Annotated in this window: 10 protein-coding genes and 1 rRNA gene; 6 read left to right on the plus strand and 5 right to left on the minus strand. The window is 37.4% G+C overall.

The annotated features are described in order from the left end of the window. Positions 1-658: 658 nt before the first annotated feature. From ACY3XC_RS20850 to ACY3XC_RS20860, 3 genes are all read right to left on the minus strand, one after another. On the minus strand, positions 659-1,732 hold the full coding sequence (locus ACY3XC_RS20850) for an FUSC family protein (protein WP_464870224.1): 1,074 nt from the start codon (positions 1,730-1,732) through the stop codon (positions 659-661). Positions 1,733-1,922: 190 nt separating this feature from the next. Then, on the minus strand, positions 1,923-6,392 hold the full coding sequence (locus tag ACY3XC_RS20855) for a glutamate synthase-related protein (protein WP_464870225.1): 4,470 nt from the start codon (positions 6,390-6,392) through the stop codon (positions 1,923-1,925). 288 nt (positions 6,393-6,680) lie between these two features. Then, positions 6,681-7,976, minus strand: a complete 1,296-nt coding sequence (locus ACY3XC_RS20860; RefSeq protein ID WP_464870226.1) for a glutamate-1-semialdehyde 2,1-aminomutase — start codon at positions 7,974-7,976, stop codon at positions 6,681-6,683. Between the two features lie 175 nt (positions 7,977-8,151). On the opposite strand from ACY3XC_RS20860, the gene ACY3XC_RS20865 reads away from it, so the two are divergent. Together ACY3XC_RS20865 and bcp are read left to right on the plus strand one after the other, a co-directional pair. After that, on the plus strand, positions 8,152-8,556 hold the full coding sequence (locus ACY3XC_RS20865) for a potassium channel family protein (protein ID WP_353057468.1): 405 nt from the start codon (positions 8,152-8,154) through the stop codon (positions 8,554-8,556). Positions 8,557-8,621: 65 nt separating this feature from the next. Beyond that, complete coding sequence (bcp, locus tag ACY3XC_RS20870) at positions 8,622-9,092, plus strand: thioredoxin-dependent thiol peroxidase (RefSeq protein WP_464870227.1); 471 nt, start codon at positions 8,622-8,624, stop codon at positions 9,090-9,092. Positions 9,093-9,155: 63 nt separating this feature from the next. Here bcp and ACY3XC_RS20875 read toward each other — a convergent pair whose 3' ends face one another. Further along, complete coding sequence (locus ACY3XC_RS20875; RefSeq protein WP_464870228.1) at positions 9,156-9,914, minus strand: IclR family transcriptional regulator; 759 nt, start codon at positions 9,912-9,914, stop codon at positions 9,156-9,158. 382 nt (positions 9,915-10,296) lie between these two features. On the opposite strand from ACY3XC_RS20875, the gene ACY3XC_RS20880 reads away from it, so the two are divergent. Both ACY3XC_RS20880 and perR read left to right on the plus strand, forming a co-directional pair. Further along, complete coding sequence (locus tag ACY3XC_RS20880; RefSeq protein ID WP_464870229.1) at positions 10,297-10,854, plus strand: cob(I)yrinic acid a,c-diamide adenosyltransferase; 558 nt, start codon at positions 10,297-10,299, stop codon at positions 10,852-10,854. A 103-nt stretch (positions 10,855-10,957) separates the two neighbouring features. Further along, positions 10,958-11,395 carry a peroxide-responsive transcriptional repressor PerR gene (perR, locus tag ACY3XC_RS20885; RefSeq protein WP_464870230.1) on the plus strand — a complete coding sequence of 146 codons (438 nt, stop codon included), beginning with the start codon at positions 10,958-10,960 and terminating at the stop codon, positions 11,393-11,395. Positions 11,396-11,430: 35 nt separating this feature from the next. On the opposite strand, the gene ACY3XC_RS20890 is transcribed toward perR, so the two are convergent. After that, complete coding sequence (locus ACY3XC_RS20890; protein WP_179161446.1) at positions 11,431-11,784, minus strand: YgzB family protein; 354 nt, start codon at positions 11,782-11,784, stop codon at positions 11,431-11,433. Between the two features lie 147 nt (positions 11,785-11,931). On the opposite strand from ACY3XC_RS20890, the gene ACY3XC_RS20895 reads away from it, so the two are divergent. Together ACY3XC_RS20895 and ACY3XC_RS20900 are read left to right on the plus strand one after the other, a co-directional pair. Continuing rightward, complete coding sequence (locus ACY3XC_RS20895) at positions 11,932-12,807, plus strand: nucleotidyltransferase-like protein (protein WP_464870231.1); 876 nt, start codon at positions 11,932-11,934, stop codon at positions 12,805-12,807. A gap of 274 nt (positions 12,808-13,081) precedes the next feature. Continuing rightward, a 16S ribosomal RNA gene (locus ACY3XC_RS20900) occupies positions 13,082-13,151 on the plus strand; the annotation flags it as partial.

The following is a 13,151-nucleotide window of genomic DNA, read 5'->3' on the forward strand; positions in this document are numbered from 1 at the left end:
GTCCTCCTCAATTTACTGATTAACAATCATATTATTTACAAAAAAACACTCGGTATATCCCTAATGATTTAAGCGAATTTCACCTAACAGTAAAAAGGCTGCCATTTCGGCGGCTTTTTCTAATTGAACTAAAGGATTTTCAATACCCTAACTATTTCTCTATGGTATAATTAGTGTAATATTACACTAATGGAGACGGGAGGGGGAATTGTGAAATTATTTAGAGGTTTTAGTTTTTGGCTTTCTATACTGTCTTTTTTTATTTGCCTTTTTAACCTATTTGGCTTTGATGATAAAAACTTACTGTTATTCTTTACAAGTCCACCGTTTTGGATAATTGAAACACATTGGTTCGTCGTGAACTTTATGCACCCTTCTGAAATTCCCTTGGCTATAATCTATGTTTCGGCTATATTATTTTGGTTCCTAATAGGTATAATATTGGATAGAATTCTTGGAAAACTGTCAAACAAATGAAATAGCCATCAAACATTTTTATAGTCTTGTTAAACTAGCGGCTGTTAGTTTAACAGATAACATAAAAATGAACGTATCTAAGGTGTTATATTAATTTGAAGAAGCAAGAAATAAAAACAAAAACAATCTTAATATGTATAATAAAAAAACTTACCAAATTCCTCCGGTAAGTTTTCTTTGTTTATTCGATCTCCTTCTGTTCAATGGATACCTCATTGTGATGAAAGGAGTGAAAGCTGGTTATTAGTGTATCAAGATGTTCGACCTGCTCCCCGTAATCAATAATAGAAGAAATTATTTGCATCGTATGATATAAATGCGGATCGTCTTGATTGCTGTAAAGCTTTTGATGAGTCAAGAATAACTCGAATAGTTCCTTTTTATTAATACAGGTATTCGTTTCACTATCCAAGGGTGTTGGCACTTTGCCAATAAACCGGAGCATTAATTGCTCATGATGGTAGATGACGCTGTCGAGCTGTTCCTGTATGGACTGTTGAAAGTTTTCAGGAAGATGAAGCATTTCATTTTCAAATCGATGGAGTTTCTTTAAGGTATCAAGTGCTCTTTTGGCAGCGGATGTCATTTGCCTGAAAATCACTAGCTTTCTAGATTTTTCTAAACTATTCTTTTTGAAATAGCTTCTTTCTTCTTTATACATTAAATAAAACTGACTCATTTTTATCAAATTATCTTTTAATTTTTCAATATCGGCTTTCAACAAATTGTGGTCAAAGTCATGCCGGGTACTTAATCGTATCCAGCGAATAATTTCCTCTGTTGTCCCAGATATTTTAAAATAAAGCTTCTTTTCATATTTTGGCGGCAGAAACACAAGGTTTACCACGAAGGCGGAAAAGACTCCAATCATAATCGTTGAGAAGCGGATTCCTGCAAACGGAATAAAATCAGTGCCAGGGGTTTCCATAATTGAAACTAGCGTTACAAGAGAAAGTCCGATTGTATTTTCAATTTTTAATTTAAGGTTGATAATAATTACAATCACTGCGGCTAAACCAATGATGATAATGTGATTTCCTAGTAGAAGGACAAAAATGACTGCAAGAATTGCCCCAATTAAATTTCCTTGTATTTGTTCAACAATCGTTAAATAAGAACGATATATGGTCGGCTGAATCGCAAAGATTGCAGCAATACCTGCCAATACAGGAGAGGGTGAGTGCAGCAGCTGTGCTAAATAAAGGGATAAAACAATTGCAATTCCCGTTTTAAAAATGCGGGCACCTAACTTCATTCTAAATAATTTCCTTTCAAATATAAGTGGTGTGTACTTAGTTTACTTCATAATGAGCATTAACGTACTATACATGGATTAAAACATTTAATCAAGAGATATTGTATGAATTTTTGTAAGTAATAGTTAAAGATATTTTCCTAAACGCAAAAAAGAACGTCCGCGGTAAAATGCGAACGTTCTTTTCATATCATTCTGTTGATACAGCTGGATCAGCCTGTTCTTTTACTGGAACAATTTGAATAAAGTGATCTTCAGGGTTAGAAAGAAGTGCTCGAAGCTGGTTAGCTTCTTCTGTCTGACCATCATTAGCAAGTACTTCGGTATATTTACCAAGAAGCTCATTTACATCTTTTTTTCCATTTTCGGTTAAGCTCATGACTGAAACCTTAGCACCTTTCGCAATCCTTCTCATAATTGCTTGGGCTGTTAAACCAACCTCAGGCTGTTGGCGAACATAAACGACTCCGCCAGTCATTCCGGCACAAATCCATGGACCTGGATCTCCTAACACTAAGCCGCGGCCGTTTGTCATGTATTCAAATGCAAAGCCTTTAATATTTGCATTGCCTCCAATATTTCCAGCTTCATTTTCAGGAAGTGGCTGCTTAACAGAGCCACCGATAATCAGATCTGCACCTGAGAGACGAATACCTGCACGAGCATCAGCATTACCTTGAGCGACTAACAGACCTTTTTGAGCCCCATATCCGAAACCTTTTCCGACAGAACCATTATAATAGCTGCCATTTTTTCCTTTTGATTTAAGGATAAAGATATTGCCGCCAAAAGATGTTTTTCCAACACCATCTTGACCGCCGCCATTAACCGTGATTTCAATTCCGCCGCTATTATAAGCTCCTAAGCCGTTTCCAGGAATGGAACCATTCTTGTACTTAAGCTGCACAGGAGGAAGCTGCTGGTATGAACCATCAAGTCTTCCACGAACACGGTGACAGGAAACTCTGCTGCCTAAGACGCGCTGTTCAGAAGTAACACTGTCAAATTCGCGTGAAGAATGTAATTGGTCAACGCTTGCGTCTAAATACTCGGCACCAACGGCCACTTGCATTTGGACTTCTTGGAATGCCTTTGTTTCTTCTGTTTTTGAGAATTGGCTAATTTCAAGCGGTTTTAATAGATAAGATAGGCTAAGCTGATTCTTTCCTTTCGCCTGTTCTAATAAATCAGACCGTCCAACTGCATCCTGCAAGTTTGTAATCCCAAGAGAGGCAGCAAGTGCTTTTAATTCACTTCCAAAGGATGAAAATAGATTCATGATTCCATTCACAGCTAAGTCCAACTGACGTGGGACAAAGCGGCGAAGTCCATGTTCCTTAGCTTGAACTTCAGATTCAATTTGGGTAGCGATACCAACATGACAAGTATCTAAATGACATCCACGGCAAGTAGTACAGCCGATTGCCAGCATGGAAAGAGTTCCAAAACCAACGCGGTTTGCACCAAGAAGCATAACCTTCATGACGTCCATGGCACTCTTCATACCGCCATCTGCCCAAATTTCTACTTTATTCCGAAGTCCGCTTTCAAGCAGGGCATTATGGGCTGCTTTTACACCGATTTCGACAGGAAGTCCAACGTGCTGAAGTGCATGGATTCTGGCTGCACCCGTACCGCCGTCAAATCCGCTTAAAGTGATGATATCCGCACCTGCTTTCGCAATCCCAACAGCAATAGTGCCGATATTTGGGACAACAGGTACTTTTACGGCAATTCTCGCTTGGTCATTACCTGTTTTTAATTCTAGGATCATTTGGGCTAAATCTTCTATTGAATAGATATCATGGTTGTTTGATGGTGAAATTAAATCTGATCCGAGTGTAGCGTTACGTGCAGCAGCAACCTTAGCTGTTACCTTTGAACCAGGTAAGTGCCCACCTTCACCAGGCTTTGCACCCTGCCCAATTTTAATTTCTAATAGATTAGAAGAATTCAAAAGCTCAGCGTTGACTCCAAATCGTCCAGAGGCAATCTGCTGTCCTCTTGTTTTTGGATATTTACCCAGCATATCCTTGATTTCTCCGCCCTCACCATTTAGACTGACCATGTTTAGACGGTCAGCACCTTCAGCGTAAGCTCTAAAGGCAGTCTCATTTTGTGAGCCAAACGACATGGAAGAAATAATAAACGGCAAATCATGATCGCCGACTGTAATATCAACGTCCGATGGAGAAATGGCTTGATTGCTCTTCTTTAATTGAACTAAATGGCGAATCGTTGTTGGATTCTGCTCTTCTTGTTCACTAATTTTATCACGGTAAGCACTGTAGTCACCTGTTGCTGCAACTTCACCAATAGCCTTCCAAATACGCGGGAAAAGGTGGAAGGTTTTCCCTATTCTTTCCTTCTCATTATGATAATCCTCTGCTCTTTGAAAAGCATCATTCTTCATTGCTTCATAATTATTCTCGATATCAGCAGAGCCAAAAAAGTTAACGATATTTAATACATTTGCAATCTCTTCGTGTAGACCAATACTTGAGAACAGTCTGCCATAGCCGCGTAATTCGTGAATACCAATCGTTGAAATTACTTTTTCAAGCCCCTTAGATAATGCACTATAAAGGTTAATTAAAGGTTTATTGGATTCATCGAGGACTGTCATGAACATGTAATAGGGGCTGATTAAATCTGCACCTAATCCAAAAACAGTGATCATGTCGTGCAGCGAACGAATAGATGCAGAGCGCAGCACGATTGAACAATTTCTTCTTACTTCTGCCTTTACCAATGCCTGGTCAATTGCAGATGTTACTAAGTGCGGGTCAATCCAATAAAAGTCTTCCTGATGAGCATTCGCATCGTCAAGAACGATTAAACTCTTTCCTGAAAGTACAGCTTGAACGGCTTCTTCAGAAATTCTGGTTAATGCTGTGTCAATGTTCTCTTCTTTTCTAAAGGTTGTTGAAATAAACGCAGCCAGCTTTTCTTTTAGGAAATGCTGTACCACTTGGTCGAAGCTCGGTTGTCCAATAGTCTCGAAACAGCTATAACCTGCTTTACCTTCTAATAGAAGGGGAGTGGTTAACTCAAGAACAGTTTCTGTTTTTGAATTTTTAAATAAATCAGGACGTTTCCCAATAATCACTCGTGTGGAAAAATGCTCCGTTTCACGGTCGCGGTCAATCGCAGGATTCGTAACAACGGCTACACTTTCTTTAAAATAATCAGCAAGGTTTTTACGCTCAGGATTTAGAGCGGCAAGCGGTGCATCATGACCAAGTGAACGAATCGGCTCAACACCTTTTTCAGCCATTTGCTCGATTAATTGAATGTGGTCTCTTTCCCAGCCAAATGCCTTATATTGTCCATTGTGGATTTTATCTGGATAATTCATCGTAATTGTTTTTTCTAAAGCAGGTGCTTGTAAACGAACTCTTGCACCTTGGAGATTCAAGCGATTTGAATAGCGGTTATAAACTTCTTTTTGAAATTTGTTTTGCTCGTAAACTTCTAATTTACTATTGCTCCACTTAAAGCCAACTTTTTCACCAGGAGCTAGCGGCTTAGGGTCATTGACATACTCAGTCGAAGGAATGATGCCTGGTTCGGATGAGAATAAATAAGAAGTTTCAGTTTCGAGCATCCAAAGTGGGCGTAGACCTAAAGCATCAACACTAAAAACAGCTTCATCCCCATACCTAGAAATAATGCCAGCAGGACCTTGGGCAAAATGGCCCCATGCTTCACGAATATAAGTATATAAATCTTGTAAATCTTCTGAGTAGGCTTTAATTTCATTGATAATTGGCGGGAATAAAAGGTCGATTGCCTCGAATAACGTATATCCTTCACGGCAAATTAATGTTTCCATTGTCCGGCTTAAATCTTGTGAGTCACTGCCATCTTTAACGAGTGGAACCCCAATCATTCTAGCTTCATCACGAAGTTTTGCGATGGTATTAATCTCTCCATTGTGTCCAAGAACACTAAATGGCTGAACTCGGAAAAAGCTTGAAAGTGTATTGGTGGAATAGCGGTTATGGCCAAGTGTTACGGTTGAGGCAACAATGGGACTTGCTAAATCCATGTAGTAGCGAGGTAGAATATCTCCGGCACCCATAACTTTATAAACAGCATGGTTTTGGCTTAAGGATGCAACATGAATTAATTCATTGGTTTCAAAATCAATAATCGCATCAAATAAAACCTTAGTTAATTCTTTCCCTGCCTTTTTGGAGATACATGCAAATTGCCAGAATACTGGATTTTCTTGAATGGCGATTGGGCCGAGAGCACTAGAGTCGGTAACCTGATTTGTATCAAAGATGATTTCTAAATCGTAGTTTTTTAGTTTTTGAAGTAATTCTTGTTTAGTAGAGTCCCAGTTAGCTTTTTGGCTGATAAAAACATGACCAACAGCAAAGCTATCTGTGTCAGCTAGGGAGGGATCAAGATTTGCATTTTTTAACTTTTCTTTCCATAGTGCCTTAGGAATATCAACATGAATTCCAACACCATCACCCTCACCGTTTATAAAGCCAGCACGATGATTCATCGTAACAAGTGCATCTATGCAATCAAAAATGTTTTTTCTAGTAGGCTGCTTGTTTTTTTCAAGACAAGCTACAATTCCGCAGGCATCATGTTCATGCTTATGGAAATCTTTAAAAAGGGAAGGATTCCATCTTTCTGTCATATAATTTGGCTTCAGCGAAATTTCCTCTAAAGCCGTTCACCTCCTATTAGCTTATTAATGTAAGAATTGTTGACAAAAAATTTAGGGCACAACTAAATAAGATTGCGTGAAAATAATATATCATATGAATTTTCAGAAATCAAATAAATATGCAAAAAAGTGGATAGGAAAATGTAGTGAATGAGAGAGTTGTTTTATTAAAAAAGTATAAATGTAAACGTTTTCATTAGAGTGGAGTAAAAATAGAGAGTGATTACCACTCTCTATTAATGAATAAAAAATGTATATTTATTCGTCTGCAAGTAAGGAAAATGCATTGTTTACTGCATGAAGTGTTGCTTCGATGTCTTCTTCTGTATGTGCAATGGTTAAGAACCAGGCTTCGTATTTGGAGGGAGCCAAGTTTATTCCTTGTTCTAGCATTAACTTGAAGAACCTGCCAAAAATTTCACCGTCTGTATTTTCTGCTTGCTCATAGTTTTCAATTTTTTCATTTGTAAAATAAACGGTAAAAGCACCCTTTAAACGATTAATCGTAATTTGGATACCGTGCTCTTTTGCAGCCTCTAGAATTCCTTCCTCAAGCATTGCCCCTAAACGATCAAGGTAGTCATAAACCCCTTCTTGCTTTAATACTTCGAGGCATGCGATTCCAGAAAGCATGGAGGCTGGATTTCCTGCCATCGTTCCTGCTTGATAGGCAGGTCCAAGTGGTGCCACTTCTTCCATAATTTCCTTCTTTCCACCATATGCTCCAATTGGCAGACCCCCGCCAATAATTTTTCCAAGAGCTGTTAAATCAGGCTGAATACCTAATAAATCCTGTGCGCCTCCATACATAAAGCGGAAAGCAGTAATAACTTCATCATAGATAACAAGTGCACCTGCAGCATGGGTAAGATCGTTCACTTGCTGTAAAAACCCTGGTTTTGGTTCCACAATTCCAAAGTTCCCGACAATGGGTTCCACTAAAACCGCTGCAATTTGATCGCCCCATTTATCTAACGCTTCTTTTAAAGGCTCAATATCATTAAATGGAACCGTAATCACTTCTTGGGCAATACTCTTTGGAACACCAGCAGAATCAGGGGTTCCGAGCGTAGATGGCCCTGACCCGGCAGCAACAAGAACAAGATCAGAGTGACCATGATAACATCCGGCAAACTTGATAATTTTATCTCTGCCTGTATAGGCACGGGCTACACGAATCGTTGTCATGACTGCTTCAGTACCTGAATTTACAAACCGAACCTTTTCTAAAAAGGGCATGGCTTCCTTCAGCATTTTTGCAAACTTTACCTCATGTGGGGTCGGAGTGCCATAAAGAACTCCGCTCTCAGCCGCCTTTTTGATGGCTTCTGTTATATGTGGATGAGCATGCCCTGTGATGATTGGTCCGTAAGCTGCAAGGTAATCAATGTACTGATTTCCGTCGACATCCCAAAAATAGGCGCCTTGCGCACGTTCCATAACGACTGGGGCACCACCGCCAACCGCCTTATAGGAACGGGAAGGGCTGTTGACCCCGCCAACAATGTGCTCTAAAGCTTCATTATGTATACGTTCTGAATTTGTAAGTTGCATTACTTTTCCTCCTTGAAATGGATTCCTTCCTATAATAGCACTTTTTTAATAGACTTTTATTTGTTTTACTTTTGAAAAATTTCACGGTGTCGCCACTTTAGCAAGGATTGTTGATATTTTATCGTCCAAGCCTGCATAGAATGAGACTAATGACGTCTACCTGAGGTGACTGCTGATGTTCTATTTCTTATTGCCAATAGTTATCTTCTGCATCTTTATGAGTATAAGAACGTTGTTTATACCAAACACAATAAAAGGGAAGTTTGTATCGATTGAAAATGCCCTTTTTTTAGGGTCCATCTATCTAACAGTTATTCTTGGATTTGGGCTCATCTATTTATTATTTGAATTAAAGGGTGTTTCATTGTTAGTAGAAACAAATCATGAAAATAACTATAACTTGTTTGAAACAAGCTTTTATTTCAGTGCAATGACATTATTTTCTGTTGGTAATGGAGATGTTGTTCCGCACGGGCTGGGCAGAATGGTTGCCGTTGTCGAGGCTTTAATTGGCTATACACTGCCTGCCGCCTTTGTTGCACGTGCATTAATGGATAGAGAGGTTAAAGAAATTAAATAGTTGTATTGTTGATTATGTTTGGTTAGGCTTATGGAAGAGAATACTTTCCATGAGGTGATTAAGTTATGACAATAGAGTTAGGGAAAAAAGCACCTGATTTTGAATTATTAGCTAGTAATGGTGAAAAAGTAAAACTGTCAGATTTTAAAGGTAAAAATGTTGTATTATATTTTTACCCAAAGGATATGACACCTGGGTGTACGACACAAGCATGTGATTTTAGGGATTTTCACGGTGATTTTTCAGAGCTAGATTCAGTTATTATGGGAGTCAGCCCCGATCCTATAGAAAAACATGAAAAATTCATCAATAAATACAACCTACCTTTCATACTTTTATTTGATGAAGACCACCATGTTTCTGAATTGTATGAGGTTTGGAAATTAAAAAAGAATTTTGGTAACGAGTATATGGGGATTGAAAGATCTACCTTTGTCATTGATAAAGAAGGTAAAATAGCGAAAGAATGGCGAAAAGTAAAAGTAAAAGGGCATGTCGAAGAAGCGCTACAGTATGTAAAAGAAAATTTAGTCTAAAGATCAGCAAAAAAGCGGGGGAACTCCCTCGCTTTTTGTTAATATTCGTTCTTATAACACCTATCACCGATAACCGAAACTGCCTGAAATTTCTTTGCTGATATCTATTAAATAACGAGATAGTTCGTGATGTTCATTTTGAGGAATAACCTCAGAAAATCCTACAACGGTAATGGACCCAAGAAGTTTTTTCTTATAGTTTAATACAGGAATGGAAACGGATGACACCGATGGTACTAAAGGTTCCCTTGCGAAGGAAATTTCTTTCTCTCTAATGATTTTACATTCGTCTTCAAGCAAACCTACCTTTTCTGGAGGTATTTGCATAATTTCTTTCTCTTTCCATTCCCGAATCATTTGCTCATCCAGGAAGGCCATGAACACTTTGCCGGATGCAGAACGTAAGGGAAGTAAGGTTCCTATTTGAGCGCCAATATTTAACCCGCGATTTTTGTTCAATTCTTTAACAATCATAGGACCATTATGAGTCCAGCTTGAAAATAGAACGGTATTCGAAAACTTCTCGTTAATTTCATGCATAAAAGGTGTAATCCGGTCGATAACATTTTCTTGATCTACAGCCGCCATCCCATATTCAATCAACTTGCTCCCCAATACATATTCTCCCGTATCCTTGTAACGATACAGGATGCCTAATAGTGTGAAGGTATTCAAATATTTATAAAGATTACTTTTAGTAATCTGTGTTAACTCTTGAATATCGGAAAATTTTAGCGGCCTGCCCTGTTGGGCGATTGCTTCAATAATACTCATCCCTACTTCTAATGATTGAATAGTCGTTCCTTTTTTAATGACTTCCATATGTAACCCCCTATAGACTTTAATTTCAATATTACCATAGCAGGGGGGCATTCTCGAATTAGAAATCGTCTTCTACAAAATTAGATTCGTATTCTTTGACCGTTTAGTAATTAAACAGCACCTGCTAAAGTGCATTCATCTCCGAATGTTGATGCCAGTGCCGAGTATAGTTTTAATTTATAAGTACTATATAGCCTATTTTCTATAGAAAAGGCATTTGTCCAATGCAAACAACTGTAAATTGAATATCATTTTATTAGGGCATACCTCCTCAGATAAAACTTGTTGGGTCGATTATCGACCCTTTTTTTATTAAATTAATACCATTGGTTATGTACATATATTAGTATTAAGAAATATGAACGATAATGGGGGAAATATAATGAAGATTTATACAAAAACCGGTGATAAAGGAACGACATCTTTAATTTATGGGCAAAGGGTTGCAAAAAATGACTTGCGGGTAGAAGCATATGGTACCTGCGATGAAACGAACTCAATGATTGGACTTGCATTAAGTTATTTGAATGGTGAATCTTTTCAAAAGAAAGAATTAATAGAGAATGTGTATCATAAAATACAAACAAATCTGTTTCATGTTGGTGCAGAGCTGGCTACACCAAAGGGAAAGGAAGTAAAGTGGTCACTTAATCCTAGTGATATTGAGGAAATGGAAAAACATATTGATGAATTAAATGAATCACTTCCAGCCTTGAATAATTTTATCTTGCCTGGAGGACATTCAGCTGGTGCTGCATTTCATGTTGCCCGGACGACGGCGAGAAGAGCAGAAAGATGTGCCGTTTCTCTGGGGGAAGATGTTAATCCTCTTGTTTTGGCATATTTAAACAGGCTTTCTGACCTGCTATTTGTAACGGCTCGTTTTGTAAATCATGTATTAGGGATTACCGAGCAAACGTTACACAATGAAAAAGAATAAACATTTGCTTCATTATGATATAACAATATTGACAAAAGTATTAATTCCTTAGTAAACTAATTATAACAATTATAATTTAAGAATATTTTTGGAATAGAGGTGCATGGCGATGAATCAGTTAAAAGAAGCGTTGGAAACATTGAAGGAAACGGGAGTACGTATAACTCCACAACGTCATGCGATACTTGAATTTTTAATAAACTCGATGTCACATCCTACAGCAGATGATATTTATAAAGCCTTAGAAGGGAAATTCCCTAATATGAGTGTGGCAACAGTTTACAATAATTTACGAGTATTTCGTGAAGTAGGTTTAGTAAAAGAATTAACATATGGTGATGCTTCAGCTCGCTTTGATTTTGTAACATCTCACCATTACCATGTGATTTGTGAGAGCTGTGGAAAAATTGTTGATTTTCATTACCCAGGACTAAATGAAGTAGAACAACTTGCTTCACATGTTACAGGCTTTAAAGTGAATAACCATCGAATGGAAGTTTACGGAACATGTCCTGAATGTACGAGTAAAGAAGTACATTAATACAGCAAAAAAAGCCGATTAAGAAAATCGGCTTTTTATTTTTTTGATTTTTTATTGTAAGATTCATCGAACTCTTTACCTACAAGGTTAGGATCAAGGGTTATAGGTTCTCGACAATGCATACACATATCTACTCTTCCAAGCATTTTTGTGTGTTTTCCGCAGGTTGGACATTTTACTTGTATTGTTTTAGTTGATAACATCCCAATCCAAAAATAAACAACAGTACTAGCAATAATGAATAAAAGTCCAATTAGCATGAAAATGGTCATAATAAGTGGAGAGTTACGAAAATAAATTCCACCATACATAACAATAAAACCAATAAAGATTAAGGATAATGCAAAACTACGGATTTTATTTATTTTACTTGAATATTTAGCCATAATTACTCCCTCCTAGACAAACTATACCATATTTACAACTCGTGAAAAAATGTTATGGTAAAGAATGTCGAAATTTGTCTTCTTAATAAGAAGGAGATTTATTATTACTGTCGAACATATAGTTTATCGAAAATTATGGAGGAATGATGAATGAAAGACATTCTTCGGCCCATTTATCAGGAACGGGCTAGTCAATCCAATACACTTGGAGTATTGATGGTAGAAAAAAGACATAAATCAAGCCATACCACAGACACTTTTGATGTAATACTTTTAATTATTGTAAAAGAGGGAGAGCAGCCACTATTAATAAAGCACTATACGTATACTGACAGAAAGGCGGCAATGCACATCGTCACAGAAGGACAATTAAATGATTGGCTACTATTAGGTACAAATCGAAAAATATTTGAATGGCTTCAAAATGCAAAGATATTGTTTGATCGAAATGAGTATATAGAAAATCTAAAAACAGAATTACGTGAATTTCCTTTTAATGGCCGTAAGGTAAAAATGGGCTTAGAATTTGCAAAACTGATAAGACGGTATATCGATGGAAAGGCACTCTTTGAAAACAAACAATATCTGGACGCATATAATTATGTTGTTCATTCTTTACACCACTTAGCAAGACTTGCTGTGATTGAAAATGGTCTTCATCCGGAATTAACAGTTTGGCTGCAGGTAAAACAAATTGAACCGGAAATTGTAAAATTATATGAAGAGCTTGTTAATAGTGAAGAGGCGATTGAAAAAAGGCTGGAGTTATTATTTTTAGCCAGTGAGTTTATGATTCACTCTCGTACGAAAGTTGGCTGTGCTCATCTTTTAGAGGTTCTAAGTACAAAGGAATATTGGACTTTCAACGAGATTCAAAATGAAAAAGAGTTAATTCCTTATTCTGTAGATTTAGCCGTTCTGGTTGAGTTCCTAATTGAAAAAGGATTAATAGATGTTGTTAGTCTTGATACAAAGGGACATGGGATATTTCATCGATGTTATCAGGTGAGTAAAAAATTATCGTAAAAAAACAATAAAAACTATTGACCTTTTGTGAGATACTTGATATATTAATAACCGTCGCTGCGAACGAATGATGCAAAGTTATTCGCGAGTGACGGTTTTCTTTTTTAAAAAATAATGTTGACACTGTGAAAAGAATTGTGTTATATTATGAAAGTCGCTTACGAGCGAAGAAAGAATTTGTTCTTTGAAAACTAAACAAACAAGAACGTCAACAAACAATTTTTTAGCTTTTTATAAAAGCTAAGCCAACGTAACATTTTTGAGCTAATCAACTTTCTTGGAGAGTTTGATCCTGGCTCAGGACGAACGCTGGCGGCGTGCCTAATACATGCAAGTCGAGCGAA

This window comes from Bacillus sp. CZDM1 (assembly GCF_055502545.1).

Bases quoted from the DNA above. Each gene is read 5' to 3' on its own strand.
- ACY3XC_RS20855 (WP_464870225.1), bottom strand. From the start codon at position 6,392: ATGACAGAAAGATGGAATCCTTCCCTTTTTAAAGATTTCCATAAGCAT.
- perR (WP_464870230.1), top strand. From the start codon at position 10,958: ATGGCGATGAATCAGTTAAAAGAAGCGTTGGAAACATTGAAGGAAACG.
- ACY3XC_RS20895 (WP_464870231.1), top strand. From the start codon at position 11,932: ATGAAAGACATTCTTCGGCCCATTTATCAGGAACGGGCTAGTCAATCC.
- ACY3XC_RS20865 (WP_353057468.1), top strand. From the start codon at position 8,152: ATGTTCTATTTCTTATTGCCAATAGTTATCTTCTGCATCTTTATGAGT.
- ACY3XC_RS20850 (WP_464870224.1), bottom strand. From the start codon at position 1,732: ATGAAGTTAGGTGCCCGCATTTTTAAAACGGGAATTGCAATTGTTTTA.
- ACY3XC_RS20880 (WP_464870229.1), top strand. From the start codon at position 10,297: ATGAAGATTTATACAAAAACCGGTGATAAAGGAACGACATCTTTAATT.
- bcp (WP_464870227.1), top strand. From the start codon at position 8,622: ATGACAATAGAGTTAGGGAAAAAAGCACCTGATTTTGAATTATTAGCT.
- ACY3XC_RS20860 (WP_464870226.1), bottom strand. From the start codon at position 7,976: ATGCAACTTACAAATTCAGAACGTATACATAATGAAGCTTTAGAGCAC.
- ACY3XC_RS20875 (WP_464870228.1), bottom strand. From the start codon at position 9,914: ATGGAAGTCATTAAAAAAGGAACGACTATTCAATCATTAGAAGTAGGG.